We start from the raw sequence: 19,441 nt of genomic DNA on the forward strand, positions 1-19,441 counted from the left end.
ATCTCACCAGGCTTCTTGTATCAGTACCGGCAAGGGGTCTAACATTCATACATTTTCTAAGGGTGCGTGGTCAGATCTTACATTCATACATTTCCAACCCGGTGGGCGATTACTTGCCGCTAATCTTCAATTGGAGTCGAGTAACTGAGCTTCTCTGTGTCCCAGCCGTTAATTTCTTTCCTTCGCCAAGTCAGTTGCCCTATTAGCCCGCCCTCGCTGTCATATAAGCGAATATTGGCTGCGCTATACACTCCAGGGCCTGGTCCGTTAAATCCGCCAATACGATACCAGCCTTGTATGAAACCAAACTCGCATTCGGCATGTTTGATCAAAGGTTGCTCAACGTCGAGATATTGAAAGTTCATACCTCCACAACAGAGTACCCGTGGCGCATGGCGACGTGTCATTCTCCAGCGGAGGTAATGGCCGACTTCGCTTGCCGCGAATTGCGCGTCCATATATTCTGACCAAACAGGATATTCTATCTCTTTGCCTGCACGTGCTGCCCCATAGGCGTTTTCAAAGTCCCGTAATGGAAGTATGTCTTCGGCAGCGCACAAGGCCGCACAATCCTTGCACCAGGCAGGGCGAAGCGGTATTTTAAGTAGCTCACTATCCTCCACCTGTTGTCCCATGGCCGCTGAACCCAAATAGTAATAAGCCTCACTGAACGGTGCTCGAAAAGTTGTCTGGCAACTGGTACAGCGATATTCAGTAGGCAACGTATTTGTACTCACGAGTATTTGCTTGATCGTCGTCTGTAGGGAGGATTGATTAGCCGGATTAACTGGCAGGGCTATTGGTCGTTTAGCTTATCATTATTAATGTGACTCTTCTACTGGCTCAGCATCCTTTTCCTCCTGCCCCTTCCTCGTCTCCATCTCCAATTGCGTAGTAACCCCCTGCGCCGTGACGCTGTGGGTGGTTTTTACGATAATCCAATCCGTATCCCCGATAGGCGTTTTAGGCTGGGGATGCGCATGCCCATCATGGGTGTAATGTCTGGCCTGCCGAGGGCCAGGGTAAATTGCAGGGTCGCTTTGCCACGCTTTACCCGGTTCATCTCTGCTTTTGCTGCTCACTCTGCCGCTTCTTGATTGGGGTAGGTGTGGCGCAGGCGTTTTGGGTTGTCGTCTTCGTCTATCAGTTCGCTTTTTTCTTTTGCGTCGTTGGGGTCGTGCCATTGGGCACGCACGCCGCTGTAGGCGTCGCGGCTGGCGGTGTGGTAGCGGTGTTTGTCGCCGTCGCGGCGTTCCAGGGTGGCTATGCGTTATTTTTAGACGAAATGCGCTGTGATCATAAGGTCGACCATGTTAAGGGAGCAGATTTAGACGATGTTTGTGTTCTTCAAGATTCTGAAAAAAAATTGACGATTATCTTGCACATTATCTGTCTGGAGGAAAACCTGCTGATTTCAATTTTAGAAGTTAGGATCAAGTTGAGGGGAGGGGGCAAGCGGTCAGTTCTGACATTCATACATTTCCAACCCGGCGGGCGATTACGTGCTGCTAATTGCCCCCCCTACGCGGGCTGGTCGCTTCGCCATGCCGATCCTGCAGAATGCAAGTCGCATCGCATGACAACCCAGCTATCAATGATCATTTCAAGTCCAGTTTCGCCACAAGTCTCACAGATTGCCAGACTTCGCTCGACCACATCGCCTAAGTAGTCGGTGAACGCCGTGTCGTTGTGTGGAGCAAGATCAAATCTTAATGCCCCCATTTTTGGGGCGCACACGTTATCGATATATGTGGCGGCAAATTTTCGAAGGCTTCGTCGACTAAGGGCAGCCAGCCTTCACCACAAGTATCTCATATCGCTTCTCGCGCCTGCTGCCTAGTCAAAACATTCGCCAATTGAAGTCTCCGTAGTTTTCCGCTAAATGTCGGGTCATGTCGCAGGGTCAACTCTGACATTCATGCATTTCCAACCTGTAGGGCATTAGGTGCCGTCCCGGGCTCCTTGGGTTACAAAGCCCGGACTTAAAGGGTGTTTAGATTGTTGTCTTATTGCTCTTTCTTTGCGATCTAAATTATGTTACCCTCGCGGGCTGCTCAAAATTTAGACACATTATTTAACATGGATAAATTCGTGAGTAGAATTTTTGACAAATATTAAGGAGTGCCCGAAAATCGCCACTCTCTGTAACAATATTCCATATATTAGTTAGATAATCAGGCATCAAGTGAAATTCATACTTAAAGCTAAGGGACCTCAGTATTTTCAGAAACGAAATGCAGGTTTTACGCTATTGGAATTGTTAGTGGTCGTAGTAATCATAGGCCTGCTTGCTTCCTATGTCGGGCCTAAATACTTTGCTCAAATAGGCAAGTCTGAGGCGGCGGTTGCAAAGGCGCAAATTACTGCGTTTGAAAAGGCATTGGATACCTACCGCATTGATGTGGGGCGGTTTCCAACGACAGAAGAAGGGTTGGCTGGTTTGCTTGAAAACCCATCTGCAAATACAAAATGGAATGGACCCTATTTAAAAAAATCCATTCCTGTTGACCCATGGGGGCGCCCATATCGTTATTTGTCTCCGGCCAAGGATAAGGATTTTGAGATCATTTCTTACGGCAAAGATGGGCAAGCGGGCGGCACAGGTGATGATGCCGATATTAGTAACTAGGTGCTTTTGGCGCAAACTTTTTAAATCAAATTATGCGCTTCAAAATAAGGGCACTGACACCTGATCAGCAAATCATTGAAGAAATCATCGAGGCACGCACTGAAGCCGAAGCGCGTCTGGTGATAAAGAGTCGTGGCTGGGTGATATCTTCGCTGCAGCAAATTGGTGCTCTGTCGTTATTGAAGGCCGGCCACTCCGGTTTAAAGCCTGCAAAATTTTCATTGTTACTGTTCAGCCAGGAGTTACTGGCTTTGCTTAATGCTGGCCTGACTATTGTAGAGGCACTGGAAGCTTTGCTTGAAAAAGAGCAAAACCAGGAAATTCGTAGTGTATTGTCTGGCATTCTGACAGGTCTGCAGGAAGGTAAGCGCTTTTCACAAGTGCTGGCTGAGCAAGAGGAATACTTTCCGGATTTATTTGTCGGCATTGTCCAGGCATCAGAAAGTGCCAGTACTTTACCGCCATCATTGGCGCGGTTTATTGAATACCAGCAGCGTATTGATGTCGTCCGGAATAAAATTATCAGCTCCCTTATTTACCCCGCCATCCTGTTTTTGGTCGGTGGCGCCGTTACATTTTTTTTGCTTGTATATGTTGTTCCCCGTTTTGCTGAAGTTTATCGCGGTACTGGACGTTCTCTGCCTTGGTCGTCTCAGTTACTGTTGAATTGGGGGGCGTTCGTGACAGAACATGCCTCAGTATTTACCCTGGTTTGTCTGGCTGGCGCTTTGTTGTCAGGTATCTTCATCAAAGGTATCTGGCAAAGAAATGGTGCCCTGGGTCTGATTGCCAAATTTCCCGGGTTTAACGAATCTATTCGTATTTATTCATTATCCAGGCTGTATATGACTCTGGGTATGTTGTTGGATGGAGGTATCCCCATCGTTGCCGCCTTGAACACGGCGGCCAGCATGGCAAGGGGTAATATGCAAGCCGCCTTGCTTCAGGCAACTGCTTCGATTGAATCCGGTGTCATGCTGTCTGAGGCTTTTGAAAGCTATGAATTGACGACACCGATTTCCCAGCGGCTGTTAAGAGTGGGTGAACGCACTGGTGAATTAGGGAAGATGCTTACGCAATCAGCCAATTTTTATGAAGGCGAAATCACGCGCTGGATAGACCGTTTCATCCGTAGTTTTGAACCAATTTTGATGGCTGTCATTGGTCTGATTGTCGGCACTATCGTGGTGCTTTTGTATATGCCTATATTTGATCTGGCCGATGGTCTCTCATGAATACAACTTCCGATAATATGACCAGCGTCCTGGTTACGCCTGAGTTGTTGCAACAAGCCAGAGACTATGCCAATCAACATCATGTCAGTATGTGGCTTGCCCTGCATAACCTGACTCAGGTTGAGCCAAGGAAGCTGCTGCAAATGCTGGGTCACTATTGCGATATGCCTGTGATGGAGACGATGGAGTTGCAGGCATATGTGCCCGCTTTTGATTTGTTGCCGCTGAATCGTGCCATGCAAAAGCAAAGCCTGATACTGCGTGATACACAAAATTGCTTATTTGCTGTTATATCTGATCCTTTTGATCCTGATGCCCAGATATGGCTTGGTTCAATCGCTAAATCGCCAATACAATTCCGGCTGGCATTGAATACCGACATACAGGCATACCTGTCACGTCATGAGGATACTACCCGCACTACGGATAGTCTGGCAAATATTGCGCCCCATGATACTGCCGCCAAGCGTGAAAGCAAAGCTGCCACCAGGCTGTCATTTGAATCTGTTTCCGAAGCAGCCAGCCCTGCGGTCAAGTTGGTCAATACCACCTTGTATGATGCTTTAAAAGTTGGCGCTTCAGATATTCATCTGGAGAGCACGGCACATGGGTTGAGCGTCAAATACCGGATTGATGGTGTGCTTGATCACATCACTTCTACAACTGGTATCGCCGATGCGGAACAGGTGATTTCCCGGCTTAAGGTATTGGCTGAGCTTGATATTTCAGAACGTCGTGTACCGCAAGACGGCAGTTTTTGTATTGAGGTCAATGACAGGGAAATCGATTTACGGCTTTCCATCATGCCCAGCATACATGGCGAAGATGCGGTTATCCGTATTCTCGACAAGCGCGCAATGGTAGAGGCCTATGGTGCTCTTAGTCTGGAAGCATTGGGCTTTGATGAAGCCTCACTGGTTACCTTGCGCATGTTGACCGAAGAGCCGTATGGCATGTTGCTGGTGACTGGGCCTACCGGCTCGGGTAAAACCACTACGCTATATGCAGCGCTGTCAGAAATCAATAGCGGACGCGAAAAGATCATCACCATTGAAGACCCGGTCGAATATCAATTGCCCGGCATTCTGCAAATCCCGGTGAATGAGAAAAAAGGGCTTACCTTTGCCAAGGGCTTGCGTTCTATCCTGCGTCACGACCCCGACAAGATCATGGTGGGTGAAATCCGTGACCAGGAGACGGCAGAAATAGCCGTGCAGTCTGCATTGACGGGTCATCTGGTGCTCACCACCGTGCACGCCAATAATGTATTCGATGTATTTGGGCGCTTTGCTCATATGGGTATAGATCCTTATGCCTTTGTGTCTGCGTTGAACGGCATATGGGCACAACGTCTGGTCCGTATCAATTGCCCACATTGTTCGACAGAGATCGCTGTCGATGAACATATGTTGAAGCGTGTGAACCTGACTGCAGAAAATGTGCAGGATTTTAATTTCCGGCAGGGGCAGGGTTGTGGTGATTGCCGCGGAACCGGTTATAAAGGCAGGCGCGCCATCGCAGAGATACTGACTTTGACTGATGAAATCCGTGAAATGATTATCGAAAAACGTCCTATCAGGCAAATCAAGGATGCTGCAAAACGAAATGGCACAACTACCTTGCGTGAAGCTGCGCTGGAAATGGTCAGGCGCGGCGATACCACGCTGGAAGAAATAAAAAGGATTACGCTACATGCTTAAATTCTTTTGTTCTTCCTTGTTGGTTGATATCAACACCAGCCATTTTTATATCAGCCGACAAACAGCAAAACTCCGCCGTACGACAGCACTTGAGGCTACAGCGCCAGTTCCATTCGACATAGAGCAGGATATCAATCATTTTTGCGCGAATTGGAAGTCGGTATTTGCCAGCTATCCAGATAGAAAATTGTTGCTCGAATTGATAGTGGACGATGTTTTGGTCAAGTATTTTGTGCTGGCACCACCGACGCAGGCACGATCTTTAAAAGATCTTCATGCCGCAGCGCAGATGCGTCTGGAGACTTTGTTTGGCGTGCCTGGAGATGACTGGCTCATTAGCGCTGACTGGCAGGGTAATCAAGCTTCTTTGGTCTGTGCCGTTCCCAAGGTGCTTCTGGAAAAAATAGGCGTTGCAAGTAAGCAATCAGGTCAAAAGATATTGAGTTTGCAGCCCCGCTTTGTGTGGTTATGGAATCAATGCAAGCAAAGACTTGCTGCCGATGGCTGGTTTGCGTCTGTCGATGAGCAAGCCATGACATTGGCTGCATGCCAGGATGGAAGTCTGCATATGGTCACCAGCATACTGTTGCCCAAGGATAGTGACAACACATGGTTGCACACCCAATTGCAAAGACAGGCAATGCTGCATCATTTGACCCCGCCTGCGCAATTGTTGCTTGCTGGTCGAATTCCGGCGGCATGGCAAACGAGCCAGTTGCATCGTACTCATCAGTATCAAATCGCAAAAACAGACTTCGCAAATAAAATAACTACTGCCAAAGCCTCATCAGTAAGCATGGCGGAGGTTGCTTCATGAGATTACTACAAATAGAATTTGCTCCAGATTCCATAGCAAAGCGCTTGCATTACACTTCATTTCCAGTGCTGTTACTGGCAGTATTCACCTTGATCCTGCTTTGTGGCCTGGTGTGGCGTGGCAAACAATTGATGCAAACCAGCATGCATGTTACTGAAAAAGTACAGGCCTTGAAAGCCGATATCGAGAGGGTAGAGAAAAGACAAATCAAGGCGCCAACTGCCAAGCTAGCTCAGGAGCAAGTGATTGTGATCAATCAGGCCGTTGCCAAACTCAATCTGCCCTGGACGGATGTGTTTGATGCGCTCGAAAAAGCCAGTTCTGACAAAGTCGCTTTATTACAAGTAACACCGAATAGTCAAAAAGCCAGCTTGAAAGCAATTGCAGAGACAAAGAATGGCGGCGATATGATTGCGTATATTGAAGTCTTGAAGCAGCAAAAGTTGTTCACCACCGTGGTTCTTGAAAAACATGAGATCAACGAGCAAGACCAGAACAAACCATACAGGTTTCAATTTGAAGTGCAATGGCGTGACGGAGTCAGGCAATGACGACAACTCTACAACATGCCCCCGGTTCACCAAGACAAATTCGACTCGCCATTGCGCTTTTGGCGCACAGATTGGGTTGGTTTACATTGCTGTTGTTTAGTCTGTTGCTTGCTGCCAGTGCAGCCTGGTGGTGTGGAGTACCTTATGTGCAAAAGCAAATCTATAGCATGGAAGAGCAACTGGCTGATTTGCAGGCCAGGCGCCAGCAATTGAACGTTGCAAAGCAAACACCTGCACCGGATGATAATTTACAACGCCTGAACGCGTTTTATGAATTGCTGGGTGAAAAGAAGCATGTAGAACAGCAAGTTAAAACCATACTGTATCTGGCCAATGAGGCAGGTGTCAGTCTGAAAGCTGGCGAGTATCAGCTGGCAGAAAATAGTGCAGGTAAATTTTATACCTATAAGGTGCAATTACCCGTGAAGGGCAGTTACCTGCAAATCCGGAAATTTGCGGAACAGGTTTTGTTGACTATTCCATTTGCATCGCTGGATGAAATTTCATTCAAACGCGAAGTCATCAACGGTACCACGATAGAATCGAAAATGATATTCACCATCTACGTGAGTGCAACTATCACGGCACCCGACAGAGGTTTTGAATGAGCCCGCGCAAGATATTGCTGGGCGTCTGTTTGGCTGTTGCTGCATGGCTGGCCCTGTTTGCAGATAAGACTCCTGATGCAGATGTCGTCGAAGCAGTGACACCTGCCAAGAAAACACAGGTAACGCAAACAAATCTTGCCAGCACTAAGGTAGTGAACGCCAATGCAAAGCTGCCCGCTGTAAGTCAGGTACTGACGATTGCTGCTGTCATCGACAGAAAACAATTAATTGCTGCTGACTACAAAGCGAATGGAAATTTCTTTGATGCGCAAAGCTGGACGCCGCCACCTCCACCAGCAGCCAAACCGCCGCCACCTCCGCCACCAACTGCACCGCCGCTACCATTTCGTTATCTTGGTAAAAAGACAGATGATGGCCAGATAGAAGTTTACCTTTCCAGCGGCGACAGGACTTTTATCGTCCAGGAAAAAACCATTATTGAAAATATCTACCGTGTCGATGCCATCAAACAGAGCATGATGAGCATCACTTACCTGCCTTTAAATCAGGTACAGACTTTGCAAATCGGTAGCACAGATTAAAAAAGAGTATTCATGAATTCAATTCAACATTTACCGCGTCGCAGGTTATTAGCCCTGATAATCATTTGCATGTCGCTGTTTGGTTGCGCAGCACAGATGGCCTATCGTGATGGCAAAGATTTGATTGCGCAAGACAAACTCGAAGACGGGCTTGAAAAATTCAAGCTGGCAATGAACGAGGCACCTGGTCAGCTTGAATATCGCAAAGCCTATCTGAAAACGCGTGAGCAGATTATTTACAAGCTGCAAGAGCAGGCAGATTTGTCCGTAAAATTGGAAAAACTTGCTGCTGCCAGAGAAAATTTTCAAAGAATCTTGAATATTGATCCGGCAAATGAGCAGGCAAGGGCAGGCTTGTCCAGACTTGAGCAACTTGAGCAGCACGCGGCTTTGATAGCTGAAGCGCAAGCTTCGTTCGACAAAAAAGATTACAGTCGCACTCAGGCGTTGACTAAAAAAGTACTGGCAGAAAACCCCGGTAATGTCGCAGCCAACAAGCTTGCCAGAATGGTCGCTGAGTCTGTCGCGCAGGTGCCGCAGGAAACCAGGTTAAATGCAGCCTACCGGAAAACCATTAATATTGAATTCAGGGATGCGCCAGTCAAGCAGGTCTTTGAAGTGATTTCCCGTACATCGGGTATCAATTTCTTATTTGATCGCGACGTAAAAACTGATCAGCGCACATCTTTGTTTTTGAAAAACAGCAGTATAGAATCAGCGATTCATTTTACTTTGCTGACTAATCAGCTGGAAAAACAGGTCCTTGATGGGAACACGATACTTATCTATCCCAATACTGCAGCCAAACAAAAAGAGTATCAAGAGATGGTCGTCAAGAGTTTTTACCTGACCAATGCCGAAGCAAAAACCGTATCGAATTCGCTAAAGACTCTTGTCAAGACGCGTGACATCGTTGTCGATGAAAAACTTAATATGCTTATCCTCAGGGATAGCCCGGACGCTATCAAACTGGCAGAAAAAATTATTGCCCTGCAAGACCTGCCAGAACCTGAGGTCATGCTTGAAGTGGAGATACTGGAAATCAAACGCACCCGTTTGCTGGACCTGGGCATACAATGGCCAAATAGCCTGAGTCTGGCACCGTTGCCATCCGCTTCTGGCGGTGCCCTGACTTTGCGTGACCTCAAAAATAACCTCAACCCTTCCACCATAGGGGCGACCGTTGGGCCGGTTTCTGTCAAGGCCAGACGCGAGACGGGTGACGCCAATCTTTTGGCCAACCCGCGCATACGTGCAAAAAACCATGAAAAAGCCAAGATATTGATAGGCGAGCGCGTGCCTAATATCACGACCACCGCCACCTCCACTGGTTTTGTTTCAGAAAACATCAACTACATAGAAGTAGGCTTAAAGCTCGAGGTTGAACCTACTATTTATCTGGACAATGACGTGGGTATTAAGATCGCTCTCGAAGTCAGCAGCTTGACCAATCAATTGAAAACGCAGTCTGGCTCGGTTGCCTATCAGATCGGCACCCGAACAGCCAGCACAGTCCTGCGCCTGAAAAATGGCGAGACGCAAATACTGGCAGGTCTGATCAATGATGAAGAACGCAATTCTGGTAACAAGGTGCCTGGCCTTGGTGAAATGCCTATTGTTGGCCGCCTGTTTGGCAGCCAGCTTGACGATAGCCAGAAGACAGAAATCGTCCTGTCGATAACACCACACCTTATACGCAATATTCAGCAGCCAGAAATACGTAATGCCGAATTCCAGTCTGGCACCGATACCAGCTTCAGGGTAAGGCCTGACATGTCTGATACTGCGCCGGCATCAAATACAAACACTGGCGCAGTATCTAATGATGCAGCCAGGAACTCAGTCAAAACGGACAGCAATCCGGCGAACGGCCTCGGCAACAACAATGCCAACAATACCAATAATGCTGGCGGCATTAATGGGGGCATAGGCGGTATAGGTGGTATAGCCGGAACAGGAGGCATCACCAATGTCGGTATGCCACAAATGGAATGGCAAGGCCCGCGCAGTGTAAAAATTGGCGACGTATTTTCCTTGCAGTTGATCATGCAATCCGATCAACCCGTGACCAGTGTGCCGCTCATACTAGGTTTTGATCCTGCAGTTCTGCAAGTAGTGAATGTCAATGAAGGCATATTCCTCAAGCAGGGTGGGGCACCTACCAATTTTAATGCTTCGATTGATCCCAAAGGGCAGGTGACTATCAGTAATACACGTAGTTCTGGCGGTGCCAGCAGCCCAGGCAGCTTGATCACCATCAACTTCCGGGCTATGGCTGCGGCAGAATCTACTCCGCTTAAAGTATTGTCTGTTGCGCCGGTAGGTGCAGCGGGGCGCAATCTGCCCGCTCAAGCCTTGCTGCCATTCAATGTTGAAGTTCAGCCCTGAACATCAGGTTGATAGACATATATAAAACAAATAAAGAGCGACATGAAACGCACACCGGAAAATGGCTTCACCTTAATAGAGTTGCTGATTACGCTGGCAATTCTAGGGGTGCTTGCAAGTATTGCCATGCCCGTTGCGCAGATCGCCGTGCAGCGTAGTAAAGAGAAAGAGTTAAAACTGGCACTACGCGAAATACGCACTGCTATCGATCAGTACAAGCGCCTCAGTGATGAAGGGCGCATCCCCAAAAACTTCAATTCAACCGGTTATCCGGCTACGCTGGATATACTTGTTGAAGGCGTCGTTGACCAGCGTGACCCTGGCCGCAGAAAAATATATTTCCTGCGTCGCTTGCCGCGAGATCCCATGCAAGCAAATGTCAATCTAGAGCCTGCTGCCAGTTGGGGAAAGCGCAGTTATGCAAGCGAAGCAAATGACCCGCAAGAAGGGGACGATGTGTATGATGTTTACTCGACCAGTTCCCGGCAAGGCTTAAACGGCATCGCTTACACGCAATGGTGAAAATATGCGACAAGCAATAAATCAATACTCCTCGTATAAGCGAAACAAGGGCTTTACTCTGATAGAGCTACTGGTAGTGCTCGCCATCGTCGCCTTGCTCAGTACCCTGGCTCTACCCCGTTATTATCAAAGTCTGGATAAAGGTAAAGAAGCTGTGTTGGTCGAAAACCTGCGCACCACGAGAGAAAGCATAGACAAATTTTATGCTGATACCGGCCGTTATCCAGAAAATCTTGAAGAGCTCGTAGAACGCAAGTATTTGAAGAACATGCCGATAGACCCCATCACCGAAAGCACAACAAGCTGGCAAATCATTGCACCCATAGATGGCGCACAGGGACAGGTCTATAATATACAAAGCGGCGCGCAAGGCCAGCGTGCAGACGGCACGGCTTATCAATCTCTTTGAGCAAATGCGCGTGCCAAAGCATATCAACATCAGTATCAGGCCGCGCGACGCGGCTTGTCATCAAAATGGCATGGCTTACCTTGGTTTGCTGTTGAGCGTGGCCTTGTTGTCGATTGCTGCGCTCGCCACCATGCAAGTACACAGTCTTATGCAAAGACGTGCGGCAGAAGAAGATTTGCTTTTCATCGGACAGCAATACCAGCAAGCCTTGCTAAGCTATGCCAATGCATCACCACTCGGCGTATTGCGCGCTCCGGCTTCGCTCAATGAGCTGTTGCGCGACCCACGTTACCCCATGCCGCGGCGCCACATACGCCAACTGTACCTGGACCCCATCACTCTACAGGCAGACTGGGGCTTGATACTGTCGCCAGATGGAAAAGGCATCATAGGTATATATAGCAAGTCTGAGCGTGCACCGATAAAACTTGCGCAGTTTCCTGCCACCTTGAAGGGTTTTGAGAATAAAAAAAGCTATCAGGAGTGGGTGTTCAAGGGGCTTTGAACCTGACCTGAATAACTTTCATATCGATAATGCCACTTGCATAAAAACGGTTTCGTTAAACAGTTCTTTTAAATCAATATTTCATCATGGAAGTTGATATTTATTTAATATTTATTTCAATAATGTCAGATATCACTGACTGTGATACCAGTTATCAGGAATTTAATGCTTGCCACATTAGTTGACAATTGGTAGCATCTCGCGTTTGCAAATTTTCAATGATGTCTGCCGCCTAATTTCAGCTGTAGTTGAAGCACAGACTCAAATCGTTTACTTCAGGGGTCTGTTGTGCTTCCAATTTTGCGTACATTTGTACGAAATGCATTTGTTTGTCTTGCGGTTCTGATGTTCTTTGCAGCAGGTAGTGGTTCAGCACAAACCTCTGTGTCTATTACCAACGGCTTGAAATGGCTGAATCTGCAAGTACAAGCTGATGGGCACCTGAAATCTGAAGCGACTTCCATTGCGACTCCTTTGCAGGCTGGTAGCGAAGCTGCGCAGACTCTGCAGTTGCTGGCAAGTTCACCCGGCGCGTTGAATAGCCTGATTGTTTCGGATCAGGACGCCAGTACAGAATACCTGGCTCGCAGGATCATTGCGCAGGCTGCTGTTCAGGGTGACGTATCTGTTTTGGTAGCTGCATTGAGCGCCCGTATTAATGCAGATGGTGGTTTTGCCAGTGCGCCAGGCTATTCGAGTTCTGTGCTCGATACCTCTCTTGCCTTGTTGGCCTTGAAGAGAACAGGGCGAACAGATGGCGTGGCAAATGCTATCGCCTACCTGCAAGCGGCCCAACAGACGGACGGGTCATTTCAATTGATGGGGCGAACGGATATCTACAGCAGCGTTTATGCTCTTGCTGCCTATAGAGCGCATGCAAGTTCATTTGCTTTAAGCACATCAATTCAGTCCAGCGTCAATTTCCTCCTGAGTCAGCAATCCTCCCCTGGTACCTGGAATAATTCAGTCTTCCTCAGTGCACTTGCCTACGAAAATCTCCACGACTTTATTCCTGCCGCGCCCATGGCGAGTGCGCTACAAAACTATATTTTAAGCACCCAGATGCCAGATGGTAGCTGGGGCGGTGATCCATATCAGACAGCAGTAGCTTTGCGCGCCTTGAGTGCTAGTCAGTTGAGTCCGACCAATCCAGGCCTGGGCATCATCAAAGGGCAGTTGCTTGAAAGCCAGACAGGTTTGCCGGTCGCTGGTGTTAAAGTCACTTTGTCTGGTGCCGCAACAGCCGAGTTGACCACTGGTGCCGACGGTACATTTGTGTTCAATAATCAGACACCAGGCAACTACACCATCAACTTTACACTGGCTAACTATGCTCCTCTGAGCACAAATACTGTTCTCAAAGCTGGCCAGACGCTGGACCTGGGTGTTCTGAAATTAATTAAAGCCGGAAACTCAACAACAGCAACAATATATGGTGTCGTGACAAATGCCTCAACTGGCTCACCGATTGCTGGTGCGACAATTTCAGGCGCATCTTTCTCCGTAAACACTGATGCAAAAGGCGCTTACCAGATAGCGAACGTTCCGGTTGGGGATATTGTCGTCACGGTCAGTTATGCTGGACTCCAGACGATGACCATTACGCTGCATACGAGCGCTGGTGCAACCTTGACATTCTCGCCAGCGTTGTCTGCCCCTTCAAGCATCAAAGGTCAGGTTGTGGACAGCCAGTCTGGCGCTCCGTTAGTGGGCGTACATGTGGTGCTGAGTGGTAATGCGTCGGTTGATGTAATTACGGGTGTTGATGGTAGTTTCGTGTTCGGGCAACAATCTCAGGGTAGCTATAGCGTGACAATTGCGCCTCCGAATTACGGAACGTTGACCGCGACGCTGACGCTGGCTGGTGGCCAGACCATGGATTTGGGTGTACTGAAACTGACAAAGGCAGGTAATGCAGCTACTGGCAGTATTTCTGGCGTGGTTGTCAATGCCGCAAGCGGTACGCCAATTGCAGGCGCGACTGTCTCAGGTCCTGGGTTTTCAACTGCAACAGATGCTAGTGGTGCATATCAAATCAGCAGTGTAGCGCCAGGCGATATTCAACTGACAGTAAGCAAAACTGGATTTAAACCAGTCACCAATCCAGTTCGTATCAGTGCAGGTTCTAATTTTGTATTCTCTCCAAGTCTTTCCGTTGAGACATCAGTTGTAACAAGTTCTACCGTTACTGGGCTGGTGCTGGATGCCGGAACAAATGCCCCTTTGTCTGGCGTCGCTATTATTGCCACTGACAGCGCTGGCCCGCACACCACAACCAGCGATGCCCAGGGTAAATTTACTTTCTCCAATCTGGTCAAAGATAAAAACGGCGGTGTGGGCCTGACATTCTCCATTGCACAGTATGTCGACTCAAGCAATTACGTGTCGATTGATGGCATCGCGCTCGTCGATATGGGACAGGTCAGGTTGCGCAAGGTCAAGGCAGTCAAATTGTTGCCTGACGTTGTAGTCACCAATGTCAGTCGCGTTACTGCGATTACCGATCCCCAGTCCTTAAAACTCTCGGGTCAGGTCAGTGTTTCCCTGCAGAATCAGGGTGCTGTTGATATTCCTGCCGGTATGAAGTTGCTGGCATTCCAGGATACCAATAAGAACGGCATCTACGATGCAGGTATAGACCAGCAGTTAGGAAGTATTGTCTTTGCAGAGACTCTTGCCGTAAATGAAATCAAAACTGTCCAATTTCAGGTACAAGGTACGATGCCGTTCAGGGATGCACCTATTTCAGTCTGGGCAGACAGTGATCAGGTATTGATAGAAACAAACAAGGCCAACAACGTAGGGTCCACTGCGAGTGCCGCAGCAATCAAACCTAACCCTGACTTGTTCCAGCCCAAGATCAAATGGGAATGGAAAGGCAGTCCCGTCATGCCTGAATATACGGAAGTGATGAACACACCCATCGTCTTGCCGATACAAGACACAAACGGTGACGGAAAATACGATCAACGTGATATTCCTGGCGTAGTGTTCAACAGCTTTAAGGGTGTCAGTTTTGGCGATGGCGTTTTGCGTGCAGTCAGTGGTAAAGACGGTTCCGATCTGTGGACAGTTTCTGACTCTACTTTACGTACGATGCCACACTCCTCGCTGGCTGGTGCTGACCTAGACGGCAATGGCAAGGTTTCTATCGTTGCTGTGAGAGAGGGTGGTGGTTTGATGGCAATCGATAACACCGGTAAACTCAAATGGCTCAGTCCTGACCGTACCATGGGGGGGGACTGGCTGTTCTGGGGGGGTCCATCTATTGCCGATCTTGATCACGACGGTAAACCTGAAATCGTGCTTGGTAACATGGTCTTCAACTCGGACGGTTCTACACGCTGGAAGGGCGATGGCTACAAGGGCATCAGCTCCGGTGGTTACACATTCGGTGCGCTGTCTATTGTGGCCGATATCAATCTCGACGGTAATCCTGTTGTATTGGCCGGTGCACAAGCTTATCGCGGCAGCGACGGTGCAACCATATGGAAAAACACCACGGTTGGCGACGGACTTGATGCAGTCGGTAATTTCACTGGAGACAAGTACCCGCAAATTGCGGTTGTTGGCAATGGTAAATTGAGTTTGCTTGATCACAACGGCAACATCATCTGGGGGCCAGTCAATATCCCTGGTGGCTGGCAGGGTGGTGCGCCTATTGTGGCCGATATTGATGGCGACGGCATTCCTGAAATAGGTGTTGCATCTGCGTCTCGCTATACCGTATTCAGAGCTGATGGTTCGATCTTGTGGAGTAACGTCGTGCAAGACCTGACTTCTTCTGCTACTTCGTCATCAGCGTTTGATTTTGCGGGCAATGGCCAGGCGCAGGTTGTCTATGGAGATGAAGTAGCATTACGCGTATTCCGTGGTGTGGACGGTAAATCCCTGTTCGAAACACCTAATTCCAGCGGTACCGCCTTTGAAGAACCCGTCATCGTTGACGTAGACGGTGACGGCCATGCAGATATATTGATCGCCGCAAATCAATGGACATTTCCTAATGGTCCAGGCATCTTCCATGGTCTTCGCGCATTTAGTGATGTGAATAACTCCTGGGTTGCCGTGCGTAAGATCTGGAACCAGCATAGCTATCACATCACCAATATTAACGATGATGGCAGCGTCCCGCGTTTTGAAAAAAATAGCTGGGATGTCAGCAATACATATCGCCTCAATGCAAGGGTTGGGGCACCAGCCACAGCTGTGCCCGATATTACAGCATCCTATATACGGGTAAATGACCAGGGGGCGACGAAGCCATCTACATTCACCGTTCGCATTGGTAATGCAGGCTTGTTGCCGATATTGGCAGGTACTAAAGTGGCTTATTACAGCGGACAAGCTGGAACAGGTGGAACTCTGCTGGGCACAGCATTGACCAGTGTTGATCTGAACGTCAATGAATATCAGGACGTCAGCTTCAGTTTCACTGGCTCAGTCGCCAATATCAAGACACTCGTTGTTGTTGCAGACGATGACGGCGCTGGCGCGCACTCCTTTGAAGATTTTGACCCGACCAATAACAGTGTTTCTCTGAATCTGGCAAATTTGCCAGGCAAATTCGGCATCACAGTAATGTCCGATCAGCCCAGCTTCCCATCCAACAGCAATGTGCAGGTGAGCTCGGTGGTCAGCAATCTCGGCAGCCTAGACAATAATGCGCAGATACAATTCAGCATTCAAACGACAGATGGTATCAATGTCGCGAGTTTGCCTGCGCAGACAATTAAAGTTGTGGCTGGCGCGCAGACAAACGTCAATGCTGTCTGGAATACAGGCACAACCCTGTCAGGCAAATACCAACTGGTAGCACAAATCCTTGATGCGAATGGTCAGCCCTATGTTCAGGCAACGACGGCATTGAACATCGTTAGCCCGGGTACCGTGCTGAGTGCCAAAGTTATCGTTGACAAGATCAGCTATTCACCGTCAGATACAGTGCAACTCAGCGATACCATCAACAACCTTGCACAAAACCTGCCAGTTGATAATATCCGGGTCGTTACTACCGTGACCAACCCGGATGGCACAGTACGTTTCAGTAAAGCCGAAACCCTGGCACAACTGCCTTCTGCGAACAGTAAAAATTACGCCTATAGCATACCGCTGGCAGGGGCACCTGCTGGTCAATATGCTGTCATGGTAGTTGCAACTGCTGGCAGCACCACAGTGCAATCCACGACCAGCTTTGCGGTGACCTCATCTGCGAGCAACGGCAACGGCCTTACTGGTACCGTGACCGTTACACCGTCCAAGGTACAGGCGGGTAGCACGCTGGCGCTCAACTTCAGTGTCAATAATCAAGGTAACAGCGCCCTGACAAACCAGGCGCTCAGTGTCAACATCATTGACCCGGTTGGTCAAAAAGTCATAGCGCAGTTCCCGTACACCACCAATCTTGATAAAGGCGGCATCTTCACTGGCAGCACAAGCTGGGTAGCCAGCGCTGGCAGCGACACTACCTATGTCGCTACGCTGACAGCCAGTTTCGGTGCCAATACTGTCACATTGGCTCAAACCAATATCAGCGTGACTGCTCCGCAGTACAAACTCGGTGCCGTCATTGATAATGACAAAGCCAGTTATGCACCGACTGATACTGTCAAGCTGCACGACAAAATCAGCAATCTCTCGGCAAGCCTTGCTGCGGCCAACTTGCAAGTGCAGGTCACTGTCAAGAATCCTGACGGCAGTACCCGCTTCACTAAAATGGAGACCCTGACTAGCCTCGCAGCCAATGCTGCGCAAGACTATAACTACAGCATCAGCCTTAGCGCTGTGCCAGCGGGCCAATACACTACTTCAGTCGTCGTCAGTGGCGCTGGCAACACCGTTTTGGCACAAGCCAGTGGTGGATTCCTGGTCGCCTCAACAGCCACTACAGGTAGTGGGCTCAAAGGCAGTATAACTGCCTCTGCCAGCCAGGTTCCAGTTGGCAATACCGTGAGCTTCCCGTTCACAGTCAGCAACCAGGGTAATGCAGACCTGCCCAACCTGCCTCTGACAGTCTTCATCGCCAATGCCACACAAAAAGTGACAATCACCTATCCGTATAGCACCAACCTTGGCATGAACGCCCAGTTTACAGGTACGGCAGACTGGGTCACAACCGGCAATGCAGGTGAAGTGTACACAGTCACACTCAGCGCCAAAGTCGGCAGTAACACCCTGACTCTGAGCCAGACCACGTTCACGCTGACCTCATCCGTCGTCAGCCTGAGCATTAAACAGGCCGCAACACCATGGCAAAACGTGCTCGTCTACAGTGCCTGCAAACGTGCTGCAGATGAATTGCTGGGTAAATGCGCAGCCACCAAGTTCCCGACAGAAAATGCGGCAACCCTGGCGCAATGTGATGCAAGCAGGGCAGGTGTGCTCGACAATGTGTTGGCAAATCAGGGCATCAGCCACACCATCAGTACTGATGCAACAGCTTTCCTGACGCAACTGCGCAGCGGTAACTACAGCACCTACTGGATCAGCAATGGTGCCAGTGCCTTGCCAGAACCGGCAGCGTCCGAATTGCTGGCAGCGGTCAAACGCGGGCAGGGGTTCGTGCTTGATAGTCTGGTCACAGCCACCAACACCCAGCTCGCGCAATGCTCAGGCGTCACCAATAACGGTGCCTATGCCACAGCCCTGCAACAAATGAGTCTGTCTGGCGGCATCTACAAAGGTGGTGACCTTGCTGGCCCAGCGACCCAAACCAAACTGGCAACAGCAGGCGGCACGGTAGAAGCAACGCTGAAAGGCACTGCTACCAGCCCAGGCATCGTCAGCGCCACCTATGGCAATGGCAAAACCCTGGCCTTTGGATTTGACTGGAGCGACACCCTGGCCGCGCAGGCAAATGAAAGCCGCTGGCCGCTCATGATCAAGCAGGGTCTTGATTACCTGGCCCCGGCAGCCGTCGATTTGAACGCATTGCTGCCAGGTGACGTCAGCACGCTCAGCAGCACCATCACCAATGCCGGTGCCGCCCAGCCTGTGCGCATAGTCCAAAGCTTGCCAGCCGGATCAGTGATCAAGTCCAGTACGCCAGCCGCTACCATAGGCAGCAATGGCAATGGTGATGTCACCGCCACCTGGAACCTTACAGCCGCTTCTGCTGCCGACACGGTGGTATCAGTGCGCTGGCAGGCGCCAGTATCTGCTGGTACTTACAACGCCAACCTCGCCCTCAGCATGGTCAGCGGTGGCAATGCCACGCCGTACAAGTCGCAAGACCAGGCCATCAAGGTACAAAGCGCCAGCCAGATCAATGCGCAAACCATTAGCTTGATACAGGGACTGAGCCTGTCAACGCCAGCTCAGCTTGCACAACGTACTGCCATCGTTGATTTGCTCAACCAGGTCAATACCGCCATGAGCAGCAACAGCATGGACAAAGCCCTGCGTTTGCTGATCACCGTTCAGGCCAAGCTTAAAAACATAGAAACCGGCGTCGGCCCGGCCAGCAAATCACTGGCCAACCTGATTGCGGTGGTTGAACGGCAAGTTGCGCGTTAAGCGCAACCATCCACAACACA

Annotated in this window: 15 protein-coding genes; 13 read left to right on the forward strand and 2 right to left on the reverse strand. The window is 49.4% G+C overall.

Translation table 11 applies throughout. From position 1 onward, the window contains the following. Window positions 1–119: 119 nt before the first annotated feature. Window positions 120–737: a hypothetical protein gene (locus tag ACO0LL_RS13835; protein ID WP_422951429.1), complete on the reverse strand. Its 618-nt coding sequence runs from the start codon at window positions 735–737 to the stop codon at window positions 120–122. A gap of 191 nt (window positions 738–928) precedes the next feature. Further along, window positions 929–1,063, reverse strand: coding sequence for a hypothetical protein (locus tag ACO0LL_RS13840; RefSeq protein WP_422951430.1), 135 nt, complete (start codon window positions 1,061–1,063; stop codon window positions 929–931). Window positions 1,064–1,108: 45 nt separating this feature from the next. On the opposite strand from ACO0LL_RS13840, the gene ACO0LL_RS13845 reads away from it, so the two are divergent. The 13 genes from ACO0LL_RS13845 to ACO0LL_RS13905 all read left to right on the forward strand — a co-directional run bounded on the left by ACO0LL_RS13845 (window position 1,109) and on the right by ACO0LL_RS13905 (window position 19,421). Further along, window positions 1,109–1,669 (forward strand): hypothetical protein, encoded by a 561-nt coding sequence (locus ACO0LL_RS13845; protein WP_422951431.1) that lies wholly within the window; start codon window positions 1,109–1,111, stop codon window positions 1,667–1,669. Window positions 1,670–2,194: 525 nt separating this feature from the next. Beyond that, window positions 2,195–2,629: a type II secretion system major pseudopilin GspG gene (gene gspG / locus ACO0LL_RS13850; RefSeq protein ID WP_422951454.1), complete on the forward strand. Its 435-nt coding sequence runs from the start codon at window positions 2,195–2,197 to the stop codon at window positions 2,627–2,629. A 32-nt stretch (window positions 2,630–2,661) separates the two neighbouring features. After that, window positions 2,662–3,864, forward strand: coding sequence for a type II secretion system F family protein (locus ACO0LL_RS13855; RefSeq protein ID WP_422951432.1), 1,203 nt, complete (start codon window positions 2,662–2,664; stop codon window positions 3,862–3,864). Further along, the gene (locus ACO0LL_RS13860) at window positions 3,861–5,564 is read left to right on the forward strand and encodes a GspE/PulE family protein (protein ID WP_422951433.1); all 1,704 of its coding nucleotides are present in this window, start codon (window positions 3,861–3,863) and stop codon (window positions 5,562–5,564) included. Before ACO0LL_RS13855 ends, ACO0LL_RS13860 begins: the two co-directional genes overlap by 4 nt. Beyond that, window positions 5,557–6,381: a hypothetical protein gene (locus ACO0LL_RS13865; RefSeq protein WP_422951434.1), complete on the forward strand. Its 825-nt coding sequence runs from the start codon at window positions 5,557–5,559 to the stop codon at window positions 6,379–6,381. Before ACO0LL_RS13860 ends, ACO0LL_RS13865 begins: the two co-directional genes overlap by 8 nt. After that, window positions 6,378–6,932 carry a PilN domain-containing protein gene (locus ACO0LL_RS13870; RefSeq protein ID WP_422951435.1) on the forward strand — a complete coding sequence of 185 codons (555 nt, stop codon included), beginning with the start codon at window positions 6,378–6,380 and terminating at the stop codon, window positions 6,930–6,932. The genes ACO0LL_RS13865 and ACO0LL_RS13870 overlap by 4 nt, the downstream gene beginning before the upstream one ends. Then, window positions 6,929–7,540 (forward strand): hypothetical protein, encoded by a 612-nt coding sequence (locus ACO0LL_RS13875; protein WP_422951436.1) that lies wholly within the window; start codon window positions 6,929–6,931, stop codon window positions 7,538–7,540. The genes ACO0LL_RS13870 and ACO0LL_RS13875 overlap by 4 nt, the downstream gene beginning before the upstream one ends. Next, the gene (locus tag ACO0LL_RS13880) at window positions 7,537–8,082 is read left to right on the forward strand and encodes a hypothetical protein (protein WP_422951437.1); all 546 of its coding nucleotides are present in this window, start codon (window positions 7,537–7,539) and stop codon (window positions 8,080–8,082) included. The genes ACO0LL_RS13875 and ACO0LL_RS13880 overlap by 4 nt, the downstream gene beginning before the upstream one ends. 12 nt (window positions 8,083–8,094) lie before the next feature. Beyond that, window positions 8,095–10,470 (forward strand): cohesin domain-containing protein, encoded by a 2,376-nt coding sequence (locus ACO0LL_RS13885; RefSeq protein ID WP_422951438.1) that lies wholly within the window; start codon window positions 8,095–8,097, stop codon window positions 10,468–10,470. A gap of 42 nt (window positions 10,471–10,512) precedes the next feature. Further along, on the forward strand, window positions 10,513–10,992 hold the full coding sequence (locus ACO0LL_RS13890; protein WP_422951439.1) for a type II secretion system protein: 480 nt from the start codon (window positions 10,513–10,515) through the stop codon (window positions 10,990–10,992). Window positions 10,993–10,996: 4 nt separating this feature from the next. Then, window positions 10,997–11,401, forward strand: a complete 405-nt coding sequence (locus ACO0LL_RS13895; RefSeq protein WP_422951440.1) for a type II secretion system protein — start codon at window positions 10,997–10,999, stop codon at window positions 11,399–11,401. 10 nt (window positions 11,402–11,411) lie between these two features. Next, window positions 11,412–11,906, forward strand: coding sequence for a type II secretion system protein (locus tag ACO0LL_RS13900; protein WP_422951441.1), 495 nt, complete (start codon window positions 11,412–11,414; stop codon window positions 11,904–11,906). A 345-nt stretch (window positions 11,907–12,251) separates the two neighbouring features. Then, entirely contained in the window at window positions 12,252–19,421 is a 7,170-nt protein-coding gene (locus ACO0LL_RS13905) for a carboxypeptidase regulatory-like domain-containing protein (protein WP_422951442.1), read from the forward strand. Window positions 19,422–19,441 lie beyond the last annotated feature (20 nt).

This window comes from Undibacterium sp. TC4M20W, assembly GCF_049340245.1.
Taxonomy (GTDB): Bacteria; Pseudomonadota; Gammaproteobacteria; order Burkholderiales; family Burkholderiaceae_D; genus Undibacterium.